This is a genomic window from Rhizobium sp. Root1204 (assembly GCF_001424965.1).
Taxonomy (GTDB): Bacteria; Pseudomonadota; Alphaproteobacteria; order Rhizobiales; family Rhizobiaceae; genus Pararhizobium.
Window position 1 is genome coordinate 81572 of sequence record NZ_LMCZ01000043.1, and the last position, 22272, is coordinate 103843.

A 22272-nucleotide genomic window follows, 5' to 3' on the forward strand; every position below is an offset into this window, starting at 1 on the left:
CAGAAGCGTTTCGGAATGCCGGTTTCTGAATAGTACATGGAGATGGATTTGATAGGTTCACTGTAATGGATGCAGGAAAAGCTCATGGATTCGATATTTTCAAAACCAATCCCCACCGAACCCGGCATCCTCGCCTTCCACAAGCGCTGCGAAGCGTTCTATCCGGCCGATGCCGTCGATGCGCCGATCGGGCAGCAGCGGGAATGGTATGACGCGCTCTGTGCCGAGTTCGACGCTCCGTCACCGGAAGGGCTGACGCGACAAGACGAGATGGTGGGCGATCGCATTCCGGTTCGCCGCTACCGGCCGGCAGATATCGCGACGCAAACAAGGATTTTCTATATTCACGGCGGCGGTTTTGTCGTCGGTTCGCTGCAAAGTCATGATGCCATCTGCGCCGAGATTGCCCATGCGGCAAAGGCGGAGCTGGTCTCCGTCGATTACCGGCTGGCACCGGAGCATGTCTGGCCTGCAGCGTTTGACGATTGTTTTGATGTTTTGTCGTGGCTGCTCGCTGATAGGCGGCCGCTGGTTGTTGTTGGGGACAGCGCGGGTGGTAATCTGGCAGCGGGAATGACGTTGAAAGCCAAGGCGGCGGCGCTGAGCGGCATCGTAGGCCAAGTTCTGATCTATCCGGGACTGGGCGGCGATCTCGTCTCCGGCTCTTATGTTGAAATGGCGGAGGCCCCGGGCCTGACGACCGCCGATGTTGCCTATTACCGGGATGTCCTGAAGGCTCCGGCGGAAAACGCCTTTGCCCATCCCTTGAAAGTAGCTGATTTTTCCGGCCTTCCGCCAGCCTACATCACATCGGCGCATTTCGATCCGCTGCGCGATGATGCGGCACTTTATGGCCAGAGGTTGATTGCTGCGGGTGTCAACGTCACATACCGCGACGAGCCGCAGATGATCCATGCGTGGCTGCGCGCCCGTCATATGAGCGAGGGCGCGCGGGACGGTTTTGTGCGGCTGTGCCGTGGTGTCAGCGATCTTGTTGGGACGCTGTGATCAGCCTTTGGCCTTCAGCACCAGGACCGGCTTGGCGCTGAATTCGGTCGGAAACAGCGCCTTGAGGTTCTCGATCTTCGGCATGTCGTTGTAGACGATATAGGGGTAGGTCGGGTTGAGCGTTAGGAAATCCTGGTGGTATTCCTCGGCCGGATAGAAGGCGGTCATGTCGGATACCTTGGTGACGACCGGTTCGCCATAGACCTTCGCCTTGTCGAGCTGGGCGATGTAACTCTCAGCGATCTTCTTCTGCTCGCCGCTGGTCGCAAAGATTTCCGAGCGGTATTGGGTCCCGTGGTCCGGTCCCTGATAATTCAGCTGCGTCGGGTTGTGTGCGACCGAGAAATAGATCTGCAGCAACTGGCCATAGGTGACCATCTTCGGATTATAGGTGACTTCGACGGCTTCGGCATGGCCCGTATTGCCGCCGCTGACGGTTTCATAGGCGGCGGTATCCTTGGTGCCGCCGGAATAGCCGGAGACCGCATTCTTGACGCCCTTCACATGCTGGAAGACGCCCTGAACGCCCCAGAAGCAACCGCCGGCAAAGACGGCTTTCTCCGTGGTGGCCGTCGAGGCTTCATCGATGGCGGGCGGGGGGATGACTACGGCTTCCTCTGCGGCGTTGCTGAAGGTCGAGGATATCGAAAACATTGCCGCAGCAATGGCTGTTATGCCGGTAAATCCCAAAATGAACGGGCGTTTGGTTGCATCCGAAATTCTGTCTTTTTCAAGCTGCGGCATGCTAGTCCTCCTTCGATGGCCTTGGACCCCTGGCAGGGCAGTGCGCTACTGATCGCAGCGATATGCGGCCTTGCTTTATGAGCAAACTCTGGCCAACAGAGGCAGGCGGGTCAAATCGCAAATGCGTGCGTAACGCCAAAGTGACAGGCCGGAGATGAGGATACACGTCCGTGTGATCCGGCAGAGATTGAAGAAGGGGTATAGACATGAGTGGCATTACCGATCTCGAAATACTGTTGCGCGAGATGCGGCCGGATTTGCGCCCGGGCGATTATGTCTATTGCAGCGTCCCGGCTGAGGACGCCAGCTGGCTTTCGCTGAAGCCGCTCGGCTTCTTTCGCGAGGATGAGGGGCTGACCCTGATTCTGGACAAGGCCGATGCCGACAAGGCAGGCCTGACTTATGGTTTGGTGATGCGCTGCATCACGCTGACCGTGCATTCTGCCCTGGAGGCGGTTGGTCTGACGGCGGCGGTTGCGGTGGCACTGACGCGGCATGGCATCAGCGCCAATGTGGTCGCGGCCTATCACCACGACCACATTTTCGTGCCTGCTGATGATGCGGAGCGGGCGCTTGCGGCCCTGGCAGAGGCCGCGCCCGTTCTCACATGAAGTCGCGCGGCACGCGCGTTTCGCCGAAGGTCTTTTCGAAGATCTTCGTCTCTCCTTCGAAGGCAACCACGGAAGCCGAGGTCAGCCACTCGGTCGCCGTGCAGGCGATCCGCGAGACCGAAACCGTCTTCACTGACCAGTTTTCGCGTTTGGCAATGCAGGTCCAGGTCGAAGTGCCTGTCATCGACAACGGATCGTCCGCTGCGATTGTCCAGGTTTCGTCGCGGATATCCTGTGTGGCAAGGCCGGTATCGGGATGTTCGGTCAGGCCGCCGTCCTCGTAGATATAGTAGTGCGTCTGGCCGGTGGTCATATCGCGCTCGACCCGGCGGCTGGTGCTGCCGGCCGTGCGCTCGATGTATTTCGGCAGCGGATCGGGATTGGCAGGCTCAGGCATGGTAATCGCCCGATGTTCGCCGAGTTTCGGCAGGGCCAACCCCAGTGAAGCGAGATCGAGCGTCAAGCCGGGATCGGACGGTGCGGGCAGGACCATCGGCCAGTATGCGGTCGAAAGTGACAGCCGGATGCGATGGCCCACGCCGAAGCGATAACCGCAGGCATCGAGTACCAGCTGCACTCTTGTCTTCTTGCCGTGCTCCATCGGTTTTGGCGCGGCATTGCCGTCGCGATGGGCGAGGTTCAACACGCCGAAGGTGACGCGGGTGGCGGTGCCATCCGGATGGACGTCGACGACACGGGCGATGAGATTGGCCCAATCGGCATCGCAGGCGAGCTCGACCGTCAACACCGGCTGGCCGAGATAATCGACGGCCTGCGTCAGTGGCGCCGTTTCGAAGCTCAATGATCCGGCGTCGTCGCTGCGCTGGTCGCCAGCCATCTCGGCATCGGGCTTCAGGGTGAACCATTCACCGGACGCTGTGCCGGTGTCGAGCGGCGATTTCAGATAGGCGTTGTGATCATGGGCGCCCGCAATCGGCATGCCCTCGTTGAGACTGCCGAACTGATCGACATAGAAGGTCTGCATTTCCGGCGGACGCCATTCGTCCTTGGCGATCCAGAAGCCGGGATCGGCGTTGCGGCGAAGCGCCGGTTTCGGACCATCAAGGATGTAGGCGCGCATCTGCGGCAGCGCCTCGACGCCGGTTTCCTCGCCGCGCAGCCAATGGTTCCACCAGGCGATCGCTTCGCCGTGGAAATCGGCACGCGGTTTCGGCCAGGCAAAATGCGGATATTTGTGCACCCAAGGGCCGATCAGGGCCTTTACTTTGCCGCACAACCCCTCGGCGGCCTTCATCGGGGTATTGCGGTAGCCGTCCGCCCAGCCGGCAATGACCATGGCGGGAACCGGAAAACCTTCGAAATCCTCGCAGATCGAGCCATGTTCCCAAAAAGCGTCCCGGCGTTGATGCTGGAGCCATTCTTCCATGAAGTAGGGCTCGTTTTCCAGCCGCTCCAGCCACATCTCTTTCCATGTGTCGCCGACCAGTGCCGGATCGGGCGAACGCGACTGATAGGCCAGCATGGTCGCCGCCCAGGAGAGCTGGGCCGAAAGATGCGTGCCGTTCTTGTAGTGGATGTCGTCATTGTAGCGATCGACCGTGGAGGCGATGGAGATCACCGCCTTCAGTGCCGGGGGCCTCAGGGCGGCCACCTGCAGGCAGTTGAAGCCACCCCAGGAGATGCCCATCATGCCGACATTGCCGTTCGACCAGGGCTGGGCGGCGATCCAGGCAATCAGCTCGCAGCCGTCGCTCAGTTCGCGCGGCGTATATTCGCCGTCGATAACGCCGTCGCTTTCACCGGAGCCGCGGATATCGACGCGTATGCCGGCGATGCCGGCGGCCGCAAACATCGGATAGGTGGACTCGTCGCGGGCATTGGTGCCGCCGCGCTTGCGATAGGGCAGGTATTCGAGAACGGCCGGAACGGGGCTCGTATCGGCACCATCCGGCATCCAGATACGGGCGGAAAGCCGGGTGCCGTCGGCAAGAATGATCCACTCGTTCTCGATCAGGGTGAAACTGCGTTTGGACATGCTATCCATCTCTGTCATTCCGCTCTTAATTCTCGAACCAGACGCGGCTTGCGACATAGCCGTTCGAAAGATCATTGCCGATGTCGTGGACAAAGCCCTTCAGCGAAGCGGAAGCCGCGTTCACATAGTCGTTGAAGACCGGCAGGATGAGGCCGCCTTCGTCTCTGACTGTCAACGCCATGGTGCGGTAAAGCTCCTTGCGCTTGGTTTCATCAAGCTCGGAGCGGGCTTGTAGCAAGATCTTGTCGAAATCCTCGCGCTTGAAGCGGGTGTCGTTCCATTCGGCGGTCGAGAGATAGGATGTCGAATAGCGCGAATCCTGCGTCGGGCGGCCACCCCAATAGGAGGCGCAGAACGGCTGGACATTCCAGACATTGGTCCAATAGCCGTCTTCCGGCTCGCGCTGGACCTCGATCTGAATGCCGGCCTTGGCAGCACTTTCCTGAAACAGCACCGCGGCATCGACAGCGCCGGCAAAGGCGGCGTCCGAGGTGCGCAGCGGGATCGGCCGGTCGTGGCCGGATTTCTTGTAGTGAAAGGCCGCCTTGTCCGGATCATAGGCGCGCTGCTCGATCCCTTCCGGCGCCAGCGCGTAGTTCTCGTTGACCGGATAGTCGTTGCCGATCTTGCCGTAACCGCCGAGGATGCGGTCGAGAATGGCCTGGCGGTCGATCGCGTATTTCAGCGCCAGCCGCAGGTCGTTGTTATCGAACGGAGCTGTGTCGCAGTGCATCAGGAAGCTGTAGAAGCCCTTGCCCGCAGTTTTCAGGATCTCGACCTTCGGCGCCCGCTTCAGCATCGGGACTGTCTTTGGATCGACGTTATTGATGAAATGCACCTGGCCGGATGCAAGCGCTGCGACGCGCGCCGTGTTGTCGTTCATCACGATGATTTCGACGCTATCGACGAAACCGCGATCCGAGCGCCAATCGGTGGTGTTCTTTTCGAAGGTGGAGCGCAGACCGGCTTCATAGCTGGTCAGCTTGTAGGGGCCGGTTCCGACTGTCGAGGTCGGGTTGCTGACGCCGCCACCCGGCTGGATGATCAGGTGATAGTCGGTCAAGATCAGCGGCAGATCGGCATTGCCTTCCGTCAGTGTCAGGACGAGTTCGCCGGCCTTGTCTTCGATCGTCTTGATCGAGCGCATCAGGCCGAGCGCGCCGGACTTTGAACCTTCGTCTGCATGGCGCTTGAGGGTGGCGATCACGTCGGCGAGGGTCAGCGGGCTGCCATCATGGAACGTCACACCGCTGCGCAGCTTGAATGTCCAGACCGACGCATCGGGCGAGGGGCTCCAGGATTCGGCAAGCGAAGGCAGGGCAGCGCCTGTGGTCGGATCGGACTCGACCAGAGTGTCGCCCCACAGATGGCCGATGGTGAAGAGGACGGAGCCGCTATAGGTGGCCGGGTCGAGCGAATCCGTGGTGGCGCCGCCCTTGAGGCCAAGCTTGAGATGGCCGCCGCGCTTGGGTTCTTCGGCGCGGGCCATGCCGGCGATCAACGTGCCGGAGAAGCCGGCCGCAAGACCGAGTGCCGCCGTGCCGCCCAGGAACGTCCGGCGGTTGACGCCGCCGCCCACAATCAGGCTGTCGGGCTTGTTGGTGAAATCACGCATGCGCTGTTCCCTTTATGGCTGGTTTTTCGAAGGGAAACGTAACGGGAAACGTCCCAAGCACAATTTCGCGACTTGACGCTGGTTTAAGCGACTTTACGCTATATGAAAATCGAAAGGGACCGACTCGTGACGGACAGTGACGCTTTTACCGAAAATCTGCGTTTTGCCTGCGCCACGCGGCCATCGATCTCGCAGATTTGCCGGGAAATCGGCATCAACCGCCAGCAATTCAACCGGTATATTTCCGGCGAGGCCAAGCCGTCGGCGCACAACCTTGCCCGTATCGCTGTATTCTTCGGGCTAGGGGCTCAGGACTTTTTGCTCGCCGTGCCCGAATTCCAGACACGCATGACGCGTCCGTTGCAGCGCAAGGCTGATGGTGGCGTTTTGCTGGAAGGGCTTCCGGGCGACCTGGTGTCGCTTCGCCGTCACCTGGGCTACTTCCAGACTTATCATCTTTCGCCGTCGTGGCCGGGTCTCGTCGTCTGTTCCTGCGCCCGGCTTCTCGAGGAAAACGGTTCCGTTCACGTCAAGTCAATCGAACGCATCCACGATGCCGCCCATGAAATCCGGCAATACTCGAAATATATCGGGCTTGCGGCTTTCTTGAGAAACCGCGTTTTCATCACCGAACGTAGCGTCAGCCGGCAGCCGATGATGTCGCAGACGATCCTGATGCCGTTCGAGGTACATCAACGGGTCTATCTGCGCGGCGTCACTATGGGGGTCTCCTGGCGCAAGGAAAACCTGCCTTATGCCTCGCGGGTCATCTGGCGCCACCTCGGCACAAATCCGGACAAGCGGCAGGTACTGTCCCGCTGCGGCGTGCTGCCGGAGAATGCGCGACAATTGCCGGCGACAGTGCGGGATTACCTTGATGCCCCGTCGTCCGGCATCCTGTCCGTTCCGGAAATTTTCTGAACTCGCATCAGGCGTAGCCGGTCGCGCTGGCGTTGGTTTCGTCGTAGGGTTCGGGCGATGAAAGATGGGAGGACGGGATGAGGACTGTTGCCGCCGGATTGCTGCTGTTCGGACTGTCCGCCTTGCCGGTTCTCGGCGAGGATGCTTCGCCGCTTGCCGGTTGCGCACTGTCCGGCGCATCCAGCGTCTTCATCGGCGGTGCGCCAGCACTCAGGCTGTCGGACGTCGTCAATTGCCCGGCCGATCTCTACGAAATCGTTCCGGGCATCATGATCGAAGGGCAGCCGCTGGTGCGCGTCCGTTCAGGGACTTCGGAAAAGGCGGATTGTACCGCCAAGGGCGAAACGACCGTCATGGCAAACAATCAGCCGATGCAGCGGCTGGGTGATGTCGCCTGCACCACAAAATGAGCGTGAGATCCTTCCCTTCTATGGGGGCATGGAGGGAAGGCCATTCTTGTCTGATCAGTTTCCGGCGCTTTCCATCCGGCGGGTGGTCAGGACCTTTTCCAGCCAGCCGATCTCCATTTCCGGAACCGACTTCAGCAGCAGGTCCGTATAGTCATCGAACGGTGGCGTGAGCACTTTCGACTTGGGTCCGAAACGGACGAGCTTGCCGCGGTGCATGACGGCGACCGAGTCGGCGATGGCGCGGACAATTGCTATGTCGTGGGTGATAAAGACATAGGAAACAGCGGTTTCCTCCTGAAGCCTCAGAAGAAGATTCAAGATGCCTTCCGCCACCAGCGGGTCGAGCGCCGACGTTGGTTCGTCGCAAAGGATCAGTTCCGGCTTAGCCGCCAGCGCCCGTGCAATCGCCACGCGCTGCTTCTGGCCACCGGACAGTTCGGCCGGGTAGCGGTCGAGGAAGCGGTCTCCCATCTCGATCTGATTGAGAAGCTCCTTCACCCGCTCGGTCTTTTTCGCGCCATGCAGGCCGTAGTAGAACGAGATCGGCCGGCCGATGATATCGCGCACGGTCTGGCGGGGGTTCATTGCCGTGTCAGCCATCTGGTAGATCATCTGCACGCGGCGCAGTTCTTCCTTGCTGCGTCCATTCAGCGCTTTTGGAAGCTGCTTACCGTCGAAGGTGATCATTCCTTCCGAAGGCGGCAGGAGCCCGGTGATGACGCGGGCGAGCGTCGATTTTCCGGAACCGCTTTCGCCGACGATCGCCAGTGTCTGGCCCCTGGGCAGGTGCATGGACACGTCATGCAGAACCTTGAAGCCGTTGCCGTAGCCGGCGCTGACATGATCGATCTTCAGGAGCGTATTGCTCTGATCCTTTGCTTCCTCGCGCTTGGCCTGGCGGACGCTGACGAGGGCGCGGGTATAGTCCTCGTTCGGTGCCTCGATGATCTGCTTGGTCGTTCCGTATTCGATGGTCTTTCCATGGCGCAGCACCATGATGTCATCGGAAATCTGGGCGACGACGGCGAGATCATGGGTGATGTAGAGGGCGGCCGTATGGGTTTCCTCAATCGCATGCTTGATGGCGGCCAGAACGTCGATCTGGGTGGTGACGTCGAGCGCTGTCGTCGGCTCGTCGAAGACGATCAGCTCGGGGTTGGGGCAGAGTGCCATCGCCGTCATGGCGCGCTGCAGCTGGCCGCCGGAGACCTGGTGCGGATAGCGGTCGCCAAACGTTTCCGGGCTGGGCAGGCCGAGAACCTTGAAGAGATACAGCGCCCGCTTTTCCGCTTCGGGCCGGGTCATGATCTTGTGGCGCAGGGCCGCCTCGATCACCTGTTCGCCGAGCTTGTGGGCCGGGTTGAAGGCGGCGGCCGCCGATTGCGCCACATAGCAGACCTTGCAGCCGCGGATGGTGCGCACACCATCGCGGCCGAGCGTCAGGATGTCCTTGCCGTTCAGCAGGACCTGGCCGCCGGTGATCGCCGCACCACCACGGCCATAGGCAAGCGCCGAGAGGCCGATGGTGGACTTGCCGGCGCCGCTTTCACCGATCAGACCGAGCACCTTGCCCTTCTGGACGTCGAAGGAGACATTTTCAACCAGCGTCACCGTCTTTGGCGGTTCACCCGGCGGATAGCTGGTGGCTTCGATCTTCAGGTTCTTGACAGACAGCAGATCAGGCATCGCCGCGCCCTCCCTTGAGGCTCGAGGTTCGCTTCATCAGCCAGTCGACGACGAGATTGACGCAGATGGCAAGGCCGGCAATCGCGCCGCCCGGCACCAGGGCCGCCGAGATGCCGAAGATGATGCCGTCCTTGTTGTCCTTGACCATACCGCCCCAATCGGCGGCTGGCGGCTGGATGCCAAGGCCGAGGAAGGAGAGGGTGGACAGGAACAGGATAGAAAACGCGAACCGCAGGCCGAATTCGGCCAGCAGCGGCGAGAGCGTATTCGGCAGGATTTCGCGAAAAATGATCCAGCGCGTTCCTTCGCCGCGCAGGCGCGCTGCCTCGACGAATTCCATGACTGCGACATCGAGCGCCACGGCGCGGCCGATGCGGAAGACGCGGGTACTGTCGAGAATGGCCATGACAAGGATCAGGATCCAGAGTTGCTGCGGCAGAACCGCAAGCACCACCAGCGCGAAGATCAGCGTCGGGATCGCCATCATCAGATCGTTGAAGCGTGAGAACAGCTGATCGATCAGGCCACCGGTGACGGCAGCCGTGAACGACAAGAGCATGCCGAGCGAAAACGAGATGACGGTTGCTGCAAGGGCGACGAAGATCGTCGTTCTTGCGCCGAAGATCAGGCGGGATAGAAGGTCACGACCCAGATTATCGGTGCCGAGCAGGAAATCGCCACCCATCGGCAGCCAGATATCGCCGACGACATCGCGTTCGCCGAACGGCGCGATCCAGGGCGCGAAGATGGCGCAGAACAGGGCCAGGGCAATGCCGATGAGGCCGACCCAGGCGCTGAGGGGAATGGTGCTTAATCTCATCGTGGGTGCCTCAATCTCGGATTGGCGAGGATGGCGAGAATATCCGCGGCCATGTTGAGGAAAATATAGAAGGCGGCAAAGATCAGGCCACAGGCCTGCACCACCGGCATATCGCGAACCGTCACCGCATCGACCATGTACTGGCCCATGCCCGGATAGACGAACACCACTTCCACGACGACGACGCCGACCACGAGGTAGGCGAGGTTGAGCGCAATGACGTTGATGACCGGGGCAACGGCGTTGGGAGCGGCGTGCTTGGCAATGATCCGGAAGGCGCTCAGCCCCTTCAGTTCTGCCGTCTCGACATAGGCCGACGACATGACATTGAGGATGGCCGCGCGGGTCATGCGCATCATATGGGCGAGAACGACGAGCACTAGCGTTGCGACGGGCAGCGCGATGGCCGAGAGACGTTCGCCAAAGCTCATGCCGTCATAGACGGTGGCAGGGAAGGTCGCGACGCCCATCTGGACGGCAAAGAACAGGATCAGCAGATAGCCGACGAAGAATTCGGGCAAGGAGATTGCCGCGAGAGAGACGACATTGATGATCTTGTCCGGCAAACGGTTTCGATATTGCACGGCAAGCATGCCGAGCCCGACCGCCAGCGGCACAGAAATGATCGCGGCGAAGAAGGCGAGGAACAGGGAGTTTCCGAGGCGTTTGCCGATCTGCTCGCTGACCGAATTCTTGCTGGCCCAGGATTTTCCGAAGTCACCTTGCAACGCGCCGCCGAGCCAGCTGAAATAACGCTCCGTCACAGGACGGTCGAGACCGAGATCCTTGCGGATGTTTTCGACAGCTTGTGGTGTTGCCGATTGACCGAGATAGGTCGTGGCGAAATCGCCAGGCAAAGCTTCGACGCCGCCGAAGATCATCAGCGATACGGCAAACAGAAGACCAACGCTTAGACCCAGCCGCTGGACGATGAGCGCCGCCAAGGGGCGGCGAAGGGTGAAACGGCGCCAGAACGTGCCGGTAACGACCCCTGTCGGGGGCGTTACCATAGTTCCGGAAACGGGCGCCTGCTGCGAGAGGCTTTCGCCTCCCGTAGCCGGACCTGTTGTCTGCGCCGGACCCGTGACCGGTCCGCCCGCCATCAGGCGTCGAGCCAGACGCGAGTTGCGACGAAGCCGTTGGACATGTCGTTGCCGACGTCCTTGACGTAGCCCTTTACCTGCTTGGTGCTGGCGTTCACGAAGTCGTTGAACATCGGCAGGATGACGCCGCCTTCGTCGCGGACCATCGTTGCCATTGCCGTATAGAGTTCCTTGCGCTTGCCATCGTCAAGCTCGGAGCGGGCTTCGAGCAGCACCTTGTCGAAATCAGGACGCTTGAACCGGGTGTCGTTCCAGTCCGCGGTCGACAGATAGGCGGTGGAATACATCAGGTCCTGCGTCGGACGTCCGCCCCAGTAGGAGGTCGAGAATGGCTGGACGTTCCAGACATTGGTCCAGTAGCCGTCGCCCGGCTCGCGCTTCACCTCGATGTTGATGCCGGCCTTCTTGCAGCTTTCCTGGTAGAGCACGGCCGCATCGACGGCACCCGGGAACGCGACGTCGGACGTGCGCAAGAGAACTGAACCGTCGTGACCGGACTTCTTGTAGTGGAAGGCCGCTTTGTCTGGATCGTAGGTCCGTTGCTCGATGCTGTCAGGGAACAGGGCGTAGGTCGAGTTGATCGGGAAGTCGTTGCCAACCTTGCCGTAGCCGCCGAGGATCTTGTCGACCATCGTTTCGCGGTCCATGGCGTATTTCAGCGCCAGGCGCAGGTCGTTGTTGTCGAATGGTGCTGTGTTGCAATGCATGATGAAGACGTAGTGGCCGCGGCCCGATGTCGAGAGGATTTCGACATTCGGCGCGCGCTTCAGCATGCCGACGGTCTTCGGATCGACGCGGTTGATGAAATGGACCTGACCGGACGAGAGCGCAGCCATGCGGGCGGTCGCGTCGTTCATGACGATGATTTCGACGGAATCGACGAAGCCGCGATCGGTGCGCCAATATTCCGGGAATTTTTCGTAGGTGGCGCGGACGCCGGGTTCCCAGCTGGTCATCTTGTAGGGACCGGTGCCGATGCCGGCTTCCGGATCGTCGAGACCACCGTTCGGCTGGATCACCAGATGATAGGCGCTGAGCAGCAACGGCATGTCGGCGTTGCCCTCGTTGAGCGTCACCACCAGATTGCCGCCGTCGGCCTTGATATCCTTGATCGATTTCATGACGCCAAGGGCGCCGGATTCGGATTTTTCGTCCGAATGCCGCTTCAGCGTTGCCACGACGTCATCGACGGTCAGGTCCTTGCCATTGTGGAACTTGACGCCGCTGCGGATCTTGAAGGTCCAGGTGACAGCGTCTTTCGAAGGTTCCCAGGATTCGGCCAGCGACGGCACGGGCGCACCGGTGAACGGGTCGGATTCGACGAGCAGGTCGCCCCAGTTGTGACTAGACACAAAGGTGACCTGCGATAGGTTCTTGCCTGGATCCTTGCTATCGGTGGCCGAGCCGCCTTCAAGGCCAAGCTTGAGGTGACCGCCCTTTTTCGGCTCCTGGGCCTCGGCGCTGCTGGCAAACAATGTGCTGGCGCTGGAGAGCGCTACACCGGCAGCCACGGTGAGGCCGATAAATTCGCGGCGGTTCATCTTGCCCATCATCACCTGATTGGCGAGGTAGTTCTTGTAATCGCTCATTCCCCTGTTCCCTTTGTTGATGGCTTTTCGCCGTTTTTCTTTATTGTTTTCAATCTTTGCCGATCGTGTGTTTGCTAGAATGCATGCCCGAGGGCGGGTAGGCCAGTCACATTTGCGGATTGGTTTGCCGCAATCGAGCCTTTCGTGAAATGGGGATTTCCTGCGCCGAAAACCCGTTGAAATTAATGGTATATTCTGAAGTGCGCTCTGTATTCACATAAAAATTTGGCAATTTACATAAGTCTGGCTTATGATTGAAAGCCGAAGATAATTGTCCTGCGCCCTTCCGTTGCGGCGGTTTGCGACCGTTATTTTCCCTTCCACACCGGGTCGCGTTTTTCCGCAAAGGCCCGCGCGCCTTCCAGCTGGTCGTCGCTCGAATAAAGAATGTCGACCGTCTTGAACTGGCGCTTGGTGATCTTGTTCATCGTCGTCTGGAAATCCTCGCCTTCGGCGGCGCGGACCACTTCCTTGATTGCCGCGTAAACCAGCGGCGGGCCGCTTTCGAGCAGGCGGGCGAGATCCCAGGCGCGCTGCATCAGTTTGTCAGCGGGCAGAATTTCGTTGACGAAGCCCCAGCGATTGGCTTCTGCCGCATCCAGCCAGCGGCCGGTGAACAGCATGTCCATGGCGATATGGTAGGGGATGCGCTTGGGCAGCTTGATCGAGGCAGCGTCGGCAACGGTGCCGGAGCGGATTTCCGGCAGCGCGAAGGTCGCGTGTTCGGCCGCCAGGATCATGTCGGTCGAAAGCGCAATCTCAAGCCCACCGCCACAGCAGATGCCGTTGATGGCGGCGATGACCGGCTTGTTGAGGTCGCGCAGTTCCTGCATGCCGCCGAAACCGCCAATGCCGTAATCGCCATCGACCGCGTCACCGCCGGCTGCGGCCTTCAGATCCCATCCTGGACAGAAGAATTTTTCACCGGCGCCGGTAATGATCGCGACACGCAAGCTATCCTCGTCGCGAAAGCTGGCAAAGATTTCGCCCATGATGCGGCTGGTCACCAGATCGATCGCATTGGCCTTCGGCCGATCGATGGTGACTTCGAGAATACCGCCTTCGCGACGTGTTCTGATAGGTCCGGTCATAGGGTCATTTCCTTCGACGGATCAGGGCATCGGCTGCAACGGTTCCAGACCCTTGCGGCAAGACCATGATAGGATTGATATCGAGTTCTTCGAGCTTTGAAGCGTTTGCAGCGACATAGGATGCTACAGCAGCGACAGCTGTAATAAGGGCCGCCACGTCGCCTGCCGGGCCGCCGCGATAGCCATCGAGCAGCTTTCTGATTTTCAGGCCGGAAATGGCCTCACCGATGGCCTCCGGCGTCGTTGGAAGCGTCAAAATCGCCGAATCTTCCAATAATTCCACCAGAATGCCGCCTGCGCCGATGGTCAGGACCAGACCGGCGACGGGATCGCGCAGCGCGCCGACGATGATTTCGGCGGCGGGTTTTGCAATCATTTTTTCGACGAGGTAACCGGATGCGACCGTCTTCATGGCGTCGGCCGCCTCCAGAACCGATTGCCGGTCGCCAAGGTTGAGCTTGACGGCGCCGGCTTCGGTCTTGTGGGCAACGCCAAGGCCCTTGAGCACGACCGGAAAACCGAGCGCTTCGGCCGCATCGGCTGCTTCATCCGCATTGGCTGCGGTTTTTCCCGTGGGCACCACAAGACCGAATGCTGCCAGTTCAGCCTTGGCCGCGCTTTCGCTGATTGTGATGATGTCTCCGTCGTCCGCTCGTGCGGACAGGAGCGGAGCCGGAGCCGGCTTTGCCCAGGTGGCACCGATACCGGCCGAAATTTCGGCGGCGGCGATGGCTTCATCGATCCCGGAAAAGGCGACGACACCGGCTGATATCAGAGACAAAGCTGTATCTTCCGGCATGTTTTCACCGAGGCTGGCGACAATGCCGGCAACGGCCCCAGTTGCTTTTGTCGAGGCAATGACAGCCTCACAGGTGGTGTTCCAGTCGGCCGCGTCACAACGATCCTGGCGGGGGAAATCGAGAACGATGAGGTTGAGCGCGTAATCGCCCTTCATCATCGCGGTAAAGGCGGTCGTCTGCTTTTCGAGGTTGCCCCAGACGAAGGTGTGGTAGTCGAGCGGATTGGCGATGGTGACCATTTCGCCGAGGCTTTCGCGCAGCGGCAGCCGCTGCTCGTCCTTGAGAGCCCGGAACACGGTCTTGCGCTTCACCCCGGCATCGGCCATCAGGGATGCTTCGCCGCCGGAGCAGCTCATCGATGAGATGTCGAAACTTTTCAGAGGTGGATGCAGGTGGAGCAGTTTCAGTGTTTCGAGCAGCTCCGGCAGTGTATCGACCCGGCCGATGCCGAGACGTTCGAGAACGGCGCCGGAAACGGCGTCATTGCCTGCAAGCGAAGCGGTGTGAGAAACCGTCGCGAGCTGGGCGGCTTCGGATTTTCCGACCTTGAGGGTGACAACCGGTTTTTTCAGGTCGCACGCCCGCGTTGCCAGCCGCTGCAGGGCCTCGATGCTGTCGAAACCCTCGATATGCAGGCCGACGGCCGTGACGCGCGGATCTTCGAGCGCTGCGATCGCAAGCTCCGAGAGCCCCGTCTGCGCCTGGTTTCCGGCCGTCATGATATAGGCGAGCGGCAGGCCGCGCATCTGCATCGATATGTTGCAGGCGATGTTTGACGATTGCGTGAGAACGGCGACGCCGCGCTCGACGCGCTGCATGCCGTGCTGGTCCGGCCAGAGCAGGGCGCCATCGAGCGCGTTGATGAAGCCATAGCAGTTGGGGCCGACGATCGGCATGTCACTGGCCGCTGTGACCAGCGCTTCCTGCAGGTCGTTGCCATCGGCGAGTTCGCTGACGGCCTCGCGAAAGCCGGAGGCATAGCAGATGGCGCCACCGGCACCCCGGGCAGACAGGTCGCGGATGATGTCGATGGTCAGCTGGCGGTTGACGCCGACAAAGGAGGCGTCAGGGGCCGCTGGAAGCTCGGCCACCGAGCGATAGCAGCGGCGGCCGAGGATTTCGTCCTGCTTCGGGTGCACAGGCCAGATATCACCGGTAAACCCCATCTTGTCGCATTGTTCGATGACCCGGCGTGCTTCCTTGCCGCCGAAGACGGCGATGGATTTGGGCCGGATCAGACGGTCGAGAGAGCGTGTCATGGATCAATCACGCTCCCAACGGACGCAAGAGGTCGCGGCTGATGATGTGCCGCTGGATTTCCGACGTGCCGTCCCAGATGCGCTCGACGCGGGCATCGCGCCAGAAGCGGGCAAGCGGCAGATCGTCCATCAGGCCCATGCCACCATAGATCTGGATTGCCTGGTCCGTGACGCGGGCGAGCATTTCGGAGGCATAGAGTTTTGCCGACGCGATTTCGCGGTTGGCGGGAAGCTTCTGATCGAGCCGCCAGGCGGCGGCGAGTGTCAGATAGTCGGCGGCGTCGATTTCGGTGATCATGTCGGCGAGCTTGAACGAGACGCCCTGGTTGGCGCCGATCGGCTTGCCGAACTGCTTGCGCTCGGCGGCATAGGGTAGGGCATAATCGAACACCCGGCGGGCACGGCCGACGCAGGTGGCGGCAACCGTGATACGGGTGGCGTAGAGCCAGTCGTTGGCGATGTCGAAGCCCTTGTGCACTTCGCCGAGAATGGCAGACGAGGGCAGGCGGCAATCATCGAACGATAGGATGCAGTTCTTGTAACCGCGATGGGAGACTGAGTCATAGCCGTTGCGGATTTCGAAGCCCGGCGTGCCGCGGTCGACGAGGAAGCAGGTGATCTTCTTCTTCGGGCCGCGTGGGGTTTCTTCCTCACCGGTAGCGATGAAGACGATGACGAAGTCAGCGATGTTGGCATGCGAAATGAAATGCTTGGTGCCGTTGACGATCCAGTCGTCACCGTCCTGCCTGGCAAAACACTTCATGCCGCGCACATCGGAACCGGCATCCGGCTCGGTCATGGCGAGTGCGTCGAACTTTTCGCCCTTGACCGCCGGGATCAGGTATTTTTCGCGCTGTTCGTCATTGCAGGCCATCAGGATGCCGGAAGGGCGGCCGAAAAACACCGTCAGGCCCATCGAGCCGCGGCCAAGTTCGCGTTCGACCAGCGTAAACGTCTGGTGATCGAGCCCGGCGCCGCCGACTTCCTCGGGCATGTTGCAGGCGAAGAAGCCGAGATCCTTGCACTTGCGCGCAATCTCCTGGCCGAGCTCCTTCGGCACGATGCCGGTGCGCTCGACCTCGTTCTCATGCGGATAGATTTCCGTCTCGACGAAGCCGCGCACGGTATCGACGATCATCTGCTGTTCTTCGGTAAGTGCGAAATCCATGTTGTGTTCCCTCGTATTTTTATTCGGGGCGATCTTTTTCTTGTCCCCATCGGGGAGAAGGAGGGCCGGATGAGGGGGCCTTTCGGCCCACCCCCCTCATCGCCTCGCTTTGCTCGGCTCTTCTCCCCGCTGGGGAGACGAGGGAGCACTATCGCTTCTGCCCAACGGCACGCCCGACACCGTCCGGCTTCGGCAGCGAGGCATGCGCCTCGGCAATCGCCTTGACCCTGCCCAGCACGGAGGCTGGGGCGGGCACGGCCTTGCTCTCCTTGGAGGAGACATGCAGCATCATCTGCTCGGCGGTGGCGACAGCTTCGTTGGTGGCTGTGTTGTAGATCGTCGAGAAGATATGCAGGCGCTTTTCGTCGTGGGACAGGATCTGGCAGGTCGAGTAGAGCGCATCGCCCAGTTTGGCTTCGCCAAGGTTGCGGATATGGGTCTCGACGGTGTAGTAGCTGTGGCCGTTCTTCACATACTCCAGATCGACGCCGATCAGGCGCAGCACGCCATCGGAGGTGTCGCCGAAGACCTGCAGGTAGCGGTGCTCGGTCATGTGGCCGTTGTAATCGACCCAGGCGGCATTGACCTTGGTGTCGAGGATACGGATCGGCTGGGCCTGACCGAGGTCGGGCGACGGCTTTTCGGCGTTTGCCCAGAGGCTGTCCTCGAAATCGGCGAGCAGCTTGCCCGCACCCCAACCCTTGCCGCCATCGCCACTCTTCAAGGCGTGCATGATACCGACGAGGTTTTCGTCGCGGATGCGTTCCAGGTCGCGAATGCCGCGGGCGCCGGACTGCGCATCGGACTGGCCGGCGATCTTGTTCACCAGCTCGTCATCGAGATCGACCACGTCCATCAGTTTGGTCCAGGGCCAGGAGAGGCAGGGGCCAAACTGGGCGAGGAAGTGGCGCATGCCGGCTTCGCCGCCGGCGATACGGTAAGTCTCGAACATGCCCATCTGCGCCCAGCGCATGCCGAAGGAGTAGCGGATCACGTCGTCGAGCGTTTCGGTGTCGCAGATATCGTCCTTGATCAGCCACAGACCTTCGCGCCAGACGGCTTCGAGCAGGCGGTCGCCGACGAAAGCCTCGATCTCCTTGTTGATGATGACGCCCTTCATGCCGATCGGCGCGAGCTTCGCCTTGGCGTCCTGCAGCGTGGCCTTGGCGGTCTTCTCGCCACCGACGAGTTCGGCGAGCGGCAGAAGGTAGACCGGATTATAGGGATGGGCGACGAACATGCGTTCGGGATGCTTCATGTCGCGCTGCAGGTCCGTCGGCATGATGCCCGATGTGGACGAACCGATCAGCGCCTTGGGGTCGGCAGCCGCATCGATCTGGGTAATGACATTGCGCTTCAGGTCGACACGCTCCGGCACGCTTTCCTGAATCCAGTCAGCGCCTTGCACGGCCTCTTCAATGCTCTTGACTAAGGTGAGTTTTCCCTTCGCAGGCAGCGGCGCCATGGTCAGCATGGCATAGGCGCGCTCGGCATTGCCAAGCACTTCGCCGACAATGCGCTCTGCTTCCGGATGCGGATCGAACATGTTGACGTCGATGCCGGCCAGCAGGAAGCGCGCCGCCCAAGCCCCGCCGATAACGCCGCCACCGATGCAGGCCGCCTTGGTGATTTTGGTCATGGTTGTCGTGTTCCCTTTATCATTTCGTCTTCCGGGCTCCCCCTCATCCGGCCCTTTGGGCCACCTTCTCCCCGCTGGGGAGAAGAGGGTGTTCGCGGCGTCTTTCGTGCTCAGTCTTGGGCTCAGCGATTGCGGCAGTTCCTCCTTCTCCCCAGCGGGGGGAAGGTGCCCGAAGGGCGGATGAGGGGGAACCCACGCTCCGCTGTTCGCCTTACCGCTTCGTCAGCTTCAGCTTTTCGCGCACCTCGGCCGGGCCGATAATCCGGGCGCCCATGCCTTCGATGACGCCGACGGCTTTTTCGACAAGCTGCGCGTTGGTGGCGAGCTGGCCCTTGCCGACGTAGAGATTGTCTTCCAGCCCGACGCGGACATTGCCGCCGGCGAGCACCGCGGCTGCCGGATAGGCGAGTGCGTTGCGGCCAATCGAGAAGGCCGAGAAGGTCCAGTTCTGAGGCACGTTGTTGACCATCGCCATGAAGGTGTTGAGGTCGTCGGGCGCGCCCCACGGAATGCCCATGCAGAGCTGGATCAGGACCGGATCCTCGATCAGGCCTTCTTCAACAAGCTGCTTGGCGAACCAGAGATGGCCGGTATCGAAAGCTTCGATTTCCGGGCGCACACCGAGATCGGTCATCATCTTGGCCATGGCCCGCAGCATCGACGGCGTGTTGGTCATGACGTAATCGCCGAGAGAAAAGTTCATCGTGCCGCAATCGAGCGTGCAGATTTCCGGCAGGCATTCGGCGACATGGGAGACGCGCTCGGTGGCGCCGGCCATGTCGGTACCATTGGGATTGAGCGGCAGCGGGCTTTCGACATTGCCGAAAATCATGTCTCCACCCATACCGGCCGTAAGGTTCAAGACCACATCGACATCGGCGGAGCGGATGAGATCGGTGACTTCCTTGTAGAGATCGTTGCGGCGGCTGGGTGCGCCGGTCTCCGGATCACGCACATGACAATGGACGATGGCGGCACCCGCCTTGGCAGCATCGATGGCCGATGCGGCAATTTGCTTTGGCGATCGTGGCACATGCGGCGACTTGCCGGCGGTGTCGCCGGACCCAGTGACGGCACAGGTGATGAAAACGTCGCGGTTCATGCTCAATGGCATAAAAGGCCTCCCCTTGTTCTTGAGGTGCATTACGAGCCAAGAATGACGGCTCTGCTTTTCTTTAACGGATGTCTGTTATACATTCTCGGAACCAGAAGCTGGAGATGGACGAATGCTCGTTCCAAGCGATGGAACCCAGCATCTCGACTTGCTGGTGTTGCCGGAGACCAATCTGATCCTCGCCGCGTCGGTCATCGAGCCGCTTCGCGCCGCCAACCGTATTGCCGGAAAGGTACTCTATGACTGGACGATTTTCAGCCCGGACGGCCAGCCGATCGAGACCAAGAGCGGTATTCCCATTCCTGTTGCCAGGCCATTCCGGCCGCAGAATGAGACGGCCCCGCTGTTTGTGCTCTCGAGCTACAACTGGCAGGCCTACGCGACCACGCAATTGAAGATGCTCTTGTCGCGAACGGCACGGCATCGCGAGGTGGTGGCCGGGATCGAAGCCGGCACCTGGCTTCTTGCGGAGACCAGCCTTCTCGACAATTTCTCGGCGACCAACCACTGGGAGGATTTCGAGGATTTTGCGGCCGCCTATCCGCAGATCACCACGGTGCGCGAGCGTTTCGTCATTGATGGCAAGCGCATCACTACTGGCGGTTCGCTGCCGACGCTCGACCTGATGCTCGAATTGATCCGCCGCCAGCACAGCTATTCGCTGGCGCTCGAAGTGTCACGACTGTTCATCTACGAGCAGGAGCGCACGCGCGGCGATCTGCTGCAAGTCCCTGCGATCGGCAATATGCGCATTCTCGATGCGCGGGTGGGTATGGCCGTCAAGCTGATGGAAGAGACCGTCGAGGTGCCACTGACGCTTGCCCGTCTCGCCCGCCGCACGGGTGTCAGCGCCCGTCATTTGCAGGACCTGTTTCAGGAGACGATGGGAGTGGCGCCGCATGCCCATTATCTGGCGCTCCGGCTCAATGCCGCGCGGCGCAAGGTGATCGAAACGCGAGCCGATTTCGCCGATATAGCCGCTGTCACCGGCTTCAATTCATCCTCGGCCTTCTCACGGAGTTATCGCGCTCATTACCGTGAAAGCCCAAGCGAGACGCGCAGGCGCGTCAAGCTGAAGAGCTGAGAGGGTAAGTTCATGCATTGATTCAACAGGTGACGGATTGATGAGTCGGATCAGAGGTTTGGCGCCCGTCGCGCAGGAAGTGATTCAATCGAAAGCAACTGCGATGCCGGCTGTTTCTTCCGCCGTCATCATACTGAGCATGGCTTCCGCCACCTGCCGCGAAAGCGCGTTTTTCTGCCAGGCCAGCGACAGGCTTTGCATGTAATTCGGGCCGAGCCTGCGCATGGCCGGGGCGTTTCGCACGCGGGCGGCCGAGCTTTCCGGCAACACTGAAAGATAGCCGTGATCCGTTACCAGATTGAGGATGACCGGGATCGAATCAACCTCGGTCAATGTCAGCCGGCTGCGTTCCTGTTCACTTAGCGCCGCGTCGATAAAATGGGCGGCCTGCTGGCGCAAACCACTCTTCAGGCTCGGGACCGCAATCGGATTGGATTGCAGCAATGCGCCGATATCGTCACCGTGTTTTGCAAAGAGTGAGGGATGACCAGCCAACGCCAAGGGCGTGCGCGAAATCAGCTTGCCTTCGAATTCCGATGGGTAGCTTTCCAAATCGAGTAGAACCACGTCGAAGCGGCGGTTCTTCAATCCGGCGATTAGTTCGTCGGCAGTGGCGCTCGACACGAACAGCGGCTGGCGCGGCCGGGCACGATGCCACTTGGCCGTCAGTGCTGCCAGCATGCGGGCGATCTCGCTTTCCGGACCGAGCGGCATGACCGAGCCGAAACGCCAGGTCGCCGCCGCGCGGCGGAAGCGGTCGCCGGACGCGCGGGACAGCCTGCGCCAGATTTCCAGCAGATTTTCAATGACCGGGATTGCCGCCAGCCCTTGGGCCGTGCAGGTGATGCCGGAGGCCGAACGGAGCATCAGCGCATAGCCGAGATCCCGCTCCAGGTCGTTCATCTGCCGTGTCAGCTGCGGTTGGCCGGTTGCCGAAACCTTTGCCGCGCCACGGATACTGCCGCTACGGGCGACCGTGACGAAGCGCTCCAGTGCTGTCAGGCTGATGGAGGGTATGGGCCGGACGAATATCGAACCGCGAATGTCAGCGTTGGCGATGCTTTCCCTCTTCTCCCCGGCGGGGAGAAGTGCCGAGCGGATGCGAGGCGATGAGGGGGCTCTTTCCGCGGTTTCGGAACTTACCGTCCCCCTCATCCGGCCCTTCGGGCCACCTTCTCCCCGCTGGGGAGAAGAGGGAGTTTGCTGGAAGACCTCATACGATGGGTGAGGTTCTGCCTGAAGATTTGAGGTCGGTGAAGGCCGTAACAGCAACTGGATCGCCGCGTTTGCCGCAGTAAGGTCCGCCATCCGGCTTTGTGCCTCCAGCGTCGGCACCAGATTGCCGCGGTCGCGCCGGACGAGTGGGACTGCGATGGCAGCTTCGAACCGTTTCAGAGCGGCGCTGACACTTGCGGGTGGCCTGCCGCTTGCCTTTGCTGCCCGGCGGATTCCGTGATGCTCAAGGATCGCGTGGACCAGGGAAAGGGTGGCAATGTCCATCGGTGGTTTGATCCCATGAAGCCAAATTATAAACCCGTGCCGATCTGTACGGTTACCGGCATCTCGTGTTTCATTTTTGGGATATAACATAAACCGGGATATTGGGCATAGCAT

General features: G+C 60.8%; 18 protein-coding genes. 5 read left to right on the plus strand and 13 right to left on the minus strand.

Going from position 1 to position 22272, the window contains the following annotated elements:
• The first annotated feature begins 84 nt into the window (after positions 1-84).
• Complete coding sequence (locus ASC96_RS29785) at positions 85-1008, plus strand: alpha/beta hydrolase (RefSeq protein WP_060506677.1); 924 nt, start codon at positions 85-87, stop codon at positions 1006-1008.
• Here ASC96_RS29785 and msrA read toward each other — a convergent pair whose 3' ends face one another.
• A complete protein-coding gene (gene msrA, locus ASC96_RS29790) occupies positions 1009-1662 on the minus strand; it encodes a peptide-methionine (S)-S-oxide reductase MsrA (protein ID WP_060506794.1) in 654 nt (217 codons plus the stop codon).
• A 296-nt stretch (positions 1663-1958) separates the two neighbouring features.
• Between msrA and ASC96_RS29795 the strand changes: the two genes are divergently transcribed.
• On the plus strand, positions 1959-2363 hold the full coding sequence (locus tag ASC96_RS29795) for an ACT domain-containing protein (RefSeq protein WP_060506678.1): 405 nt from the start codon (positions 1959-1961) through the stop codon (positions 2361-2363).
• Here the strand turns inward: ASC96_RS29795 and ASC96_RS29800 are convergent.
• Complete coding sequence (locus tag ASC96_RS29800) at positions 2356-4359, minus strand: CocE/NonD family hydrolase (protein WP_060506795.1); 2004 nt, start codon at positions 4357-4359, stop codon at positions 2356-2358. The two genes, ASC96_RS29795 and ASC96_RS29800, sit on opposite strands and share 8 nt — an antisense overlap.
• Positions 4360-4384: 25 nt before the next feature.
• A complete protein-coding gene (locus ASC96_RS29805; RefSeq protein WP_060506679.1) occupies positions 4385-5974 on the minus strand; it encodes an ABC transporter substrate-binding protein in 1590 nt (529 codons plus the stop codon).
• A 102-nt stretch (positions 5975-6076) separates the two neighbouring features.
• Here ASC96_RS29805 and ASC96_RS29810 point away from each other — a divergent pair, with 102 nt between their 5' ends.
• Together ASC96_RS29810 and ASC96_RS29815 are read left to right on the plus strand one after the other, a co-directional pair.
• Positions 6077-6895 carry a helix-turn-helix transcriptional regulator gene (locus tag ASC96_RS29810; protein WP_060506680.1) on the plus strand — a complete coding sequence of 273 codons (819 nt, stop codon included), beginning with the start codon at positions 6077-6079 and terminating at the stop codon, positions 6893-6895.
• A gap of 77 nt (positions 6896-6972) precedes the next feature.
• Positions 6973-7305 carry a PAAR domain-containing protein gene (locus ASC96_RS29815; RefSeq protein ID WP_060506681.1) on the plus strand — a complete coding sequence of 111 codons (333 nt, stop codon included), beginning with the start codon at positions 6973-6975 and terminating at the stop codon, positions 7303-7305.
• 54 nt (positions 7306-7359) lie between these two features.
• Here ASC96_RS29815 and ASC96_RS29820 read toward each other — a convergent pair whose 3' ends face one another.
• From ASC96_RS29820 to ASC96_RS29860, 9 genes are all read right to left on the minus strand, one after another.
• Positions 7360-8991, minus strand: coding sequence for an ABC transporter ATP-binding protein (locus tag ASC96_RS29820; RefSeq protein WP_060506682.1), 1632 nt, complete (start codon positions 8989-8991; stop codon positions 7360-7362).
• Positions 8984-9811: an ABC transporter permease gene (locus ASC96_RS29825; protein WP_060506683.1), complete on the minus strand. Its 828-nt coding sequence runs from the start codon at positions 9809-9811 to the stop codon at positions 8984-8986. Before ASC96_RS29825 ends, ASC96_RS29820 begins: the two co-directional genes overlap by 8 nt.
• A complete protein-coding gene (locus tag ASC96_RS29830) occupies positions 9808-10914 on the minus strand; it encodes an ABC transporter permease (protein ID WP_060506684.1) in 1107 nt (368 codons plus the stop codon). The genes ASC96_RS29825 and ASC96_RS29830 overlap by 4 nt, the downstream gene beginning before the upstream one ends.
• The gene (locus ASC96_RS29835) at positions 10914-12503 is read right to left on the minus strand and encodes an ABC transporter substrate-binding protein (protein ID WP_060506685.1); all 1590 of its coding nucleotides are present in this window, start codon (positions 12501-12503) and stop codon (positions 10914-10916) included. The genes ASC96_RS29830 and ASC96_RS29835 overlap by 1 nt, the downstream gene beginning before the upstream one ends.
• A 308-nt stretch (positions 12504-12811) precedes the next feature.
• Complete coding sequence (locus ASC96_RS29840) at positions 12812-13594, minus strand: carnitinyl-CoA dehydratase (RefSeq protein WP_060506686.1); 783 nt, start codon at positions 13592-13594, stop codon at positions 12812-12814.
• 4 nt (positions 13595-13598) lie between these two features.
• On the minus strand, positions 13599-15653 hold the full coding sequence (locus ASC96_RS29845; protein WP_060506687.1) for an acetate--CoA ligase family protein: 2055 nt from the start codon (positions 15651-15653) through the stop codon (positions 13599-13601).
• Positions 15654-15660: 7 nt separating this feature from the next.
• The gene (locus tag ASC96_RS29850; RefSeq protein WP_060506688.1) at positions 15661-16821 is read right to left on the minus strand and encodes an acyl-CoA dehydrogenase family protein; all 1161 of its coding nucleotides are present in this window, start codon (positions 16819-16821) and stop codon (positions 15661-15663) included.
• 148 nt (positions 16822-16969) lie between these two features.
• Positions 16970-18460 (minus strand): carnitine 3-dehydrogenase, encoded by a 1491-nt coding sequence (locus ASC96_RS29855; RefSeq protein WP_060506689.1) that lies wholly within the window; start codon positions 18458-18460, stop codon positions 16970-16972.
• A gap of 211 nt (positions 18461-18671) precedes the next feature.
• A complete protein-coding gene (locus ASC96_RS29860; protein WP_060506690.1) occupies positions 18672-19574 on the minus strand; it encodes a 3-keto-5-aminohexanoate cleavage protein in 903 nt (300 codons plus the stop codon).
• 112 nt (positions 19575-19686) lie between these two features.
• On the opposite strand from ASC96_RS29860, the gene ASC96_RS29865 reads away from it, so the two are divergent.
• On the plus strand, positions 19687-20658 hold the full coding sequence (locus ASC96_RS29865) for a GlxA family transcriptional regulator (RefSeq protein WP_060506691.1): 972 nt from the start codon (positions 19687-19689) through the stop codon (positions 20656-20658).
• A gap of 84 nt (positions 20659-20742) precedes the next feature.
• On the opposite strand, the gene ASC96_RS29870 is transcribed toward ASC96_RS29865, so the two are convergent.
• Positions 20743-22158 (minus strand): LysR family transcriptional regulator, encoded by a 1416-nt coding sequence (locus tag ASC96_RS29870; RefSeq protein ID WP_060506692.1) that lies wholly within the window; start codon positions 22156-22158, stop codon positions 20743-20745.
• Positions 22159-22272: the final 114 nt, after the last annotated feature.

What these genes read in the sequence shown, in the direction of transcription:
- ASC96_RS29785 (WP_060506677.1), top strand. Translation starts at nt 85, where the DNA reads ATGGATTCGATATTTTCAAAACCAATCCCCACCGAACCCGGCATCCTC.
- msrA (WP_060506794.1), bottom strand. Translation starts at nt 1,662, where the DNA reads ATGTTTTCGATATCCTCGACCTTCAGCAACGCCGCAGAGGAAGCCGTA.
- ASC96_RS29795 (WP_060506678.1), top strand. Translation starts at nt 1,959, where the DNA reads ATGAGTGGCATTACCGATCTCGAAATACTGTTGCGCGAGATGCGGCCG.
- ASC96_RS29800 (WP_060506795.1), bottom strand. Translation starts at nt 4,359, where the DNA reads ATGTCCAAACGCAGTTTCACCCTGATCGAGAACGAGTGGATCATTCTT.
- ASC96_RS29805 (WP_060506679.1), bottom strand. Translation starts at nt 5,974, where the DNA reads ATGCGTGATTTCACCAACAAGCCCGACAGCCTGATTGTGGGCGGCGGC.
- ASC96_RS29810 (WP_060506680.1), top strand. Translation starts at nt 6,077, where the DNA reads ATGAAAATCGAAAGGGACCGACTCGTGACGGACAGTGACGCTTTTACC.
- ASC96_RS29815 (WP_060506681.1), top strand. Translation starts at nt 6,973, where the DNA reads ATGAGGACTGTTGCCGCCGGATTGCTGCTGTTCGGACTGTCCGCCTTG.
- ASC96_RS29820 (WP_060506682.1), bottom strand. Translation starts at nt 8,991, where the DNA reads ATGCCTGATCTGCTGTCTGTCAAGAACCTGAAGATCGAAGCCACCAGC.
- ASC96_RS29825 (WP_060506683.1), bottom strand. Translation starts at nt 9,811, where the DNA reads ATGAGATTAAGCACCATTCCCCTCAGCGCCTGGGTCGGCCTCATCGGC.
- ASC96_RS29830 (WP_060506684.1), bottom strand. Translation starts at nt 10,914, where the DNA reads ATGGCGGGCGGACCGGTCACGGGTCCGGCGCAGACAACAGGTCCGGCT.
- ASC96_RS29835 (WP_060506685.1), bottom strand. Translation starts at nt 12,503, where the DNA reads ATGAGCGATTACAAGAACTACCTCGCCAATCAGGTGATGATGGGCAAG.
- ASC96_RS29840 (WP_060506686.1), bottom strand. Translation starts at nt 13,594, where the DNA reads ATGACCGGACCTATCAGAACACGTCGCGAAGGCGGTATTCTCGAAGTC.
- ASC96_RS29845 (WP_060506687.1), bottom strand. Translation starts at nt 15,653, where the DNA reads ATGACACGCTCTCTCGACCGTCTGATCCGGCCCAAATCCATCGCCGTC.
- ASC96_RS29850 (WP_060506688.1), bottom strand. Translation starts at nt 16,821, where the DNA reads ATGGATTTCGCACTTACCGAAGAACAGCAGATGATCGTCGATACCGTG.
- ASC96_RS29855 (WP_060506689.1), bottom strand. Translation starts at nt 18,460, where the DNA reads ATGACCAAAATCACCAAGGCGGCCTGCATCGGTGGCGGCGTTATCGGC.
- ASC96_RS29860 (WP_060506690.1), bottom strand. Translation starts at nt 19,574, where the DNA reads ATGCCATTGAGCATGAACCGCGACGTTTTCATCACCTGTGCCGTCACT.
- ASC96_RS29865 (WP_060506691.1), top strand. Translation starts at nt 19,687, where the DNA reads ATGCTCGTTCCAAGCGATGGAACCCAGCATCTCGACTTGCTGGTGTTG.
- ASC96_RS29870 (WP_060506692.1), bottom strand. Translation starts at nt 22,158, where the DNA reads ATGGACATTGCCACCCTTTCCCTGGTCCACGCGATCCTTGAGCATCAC.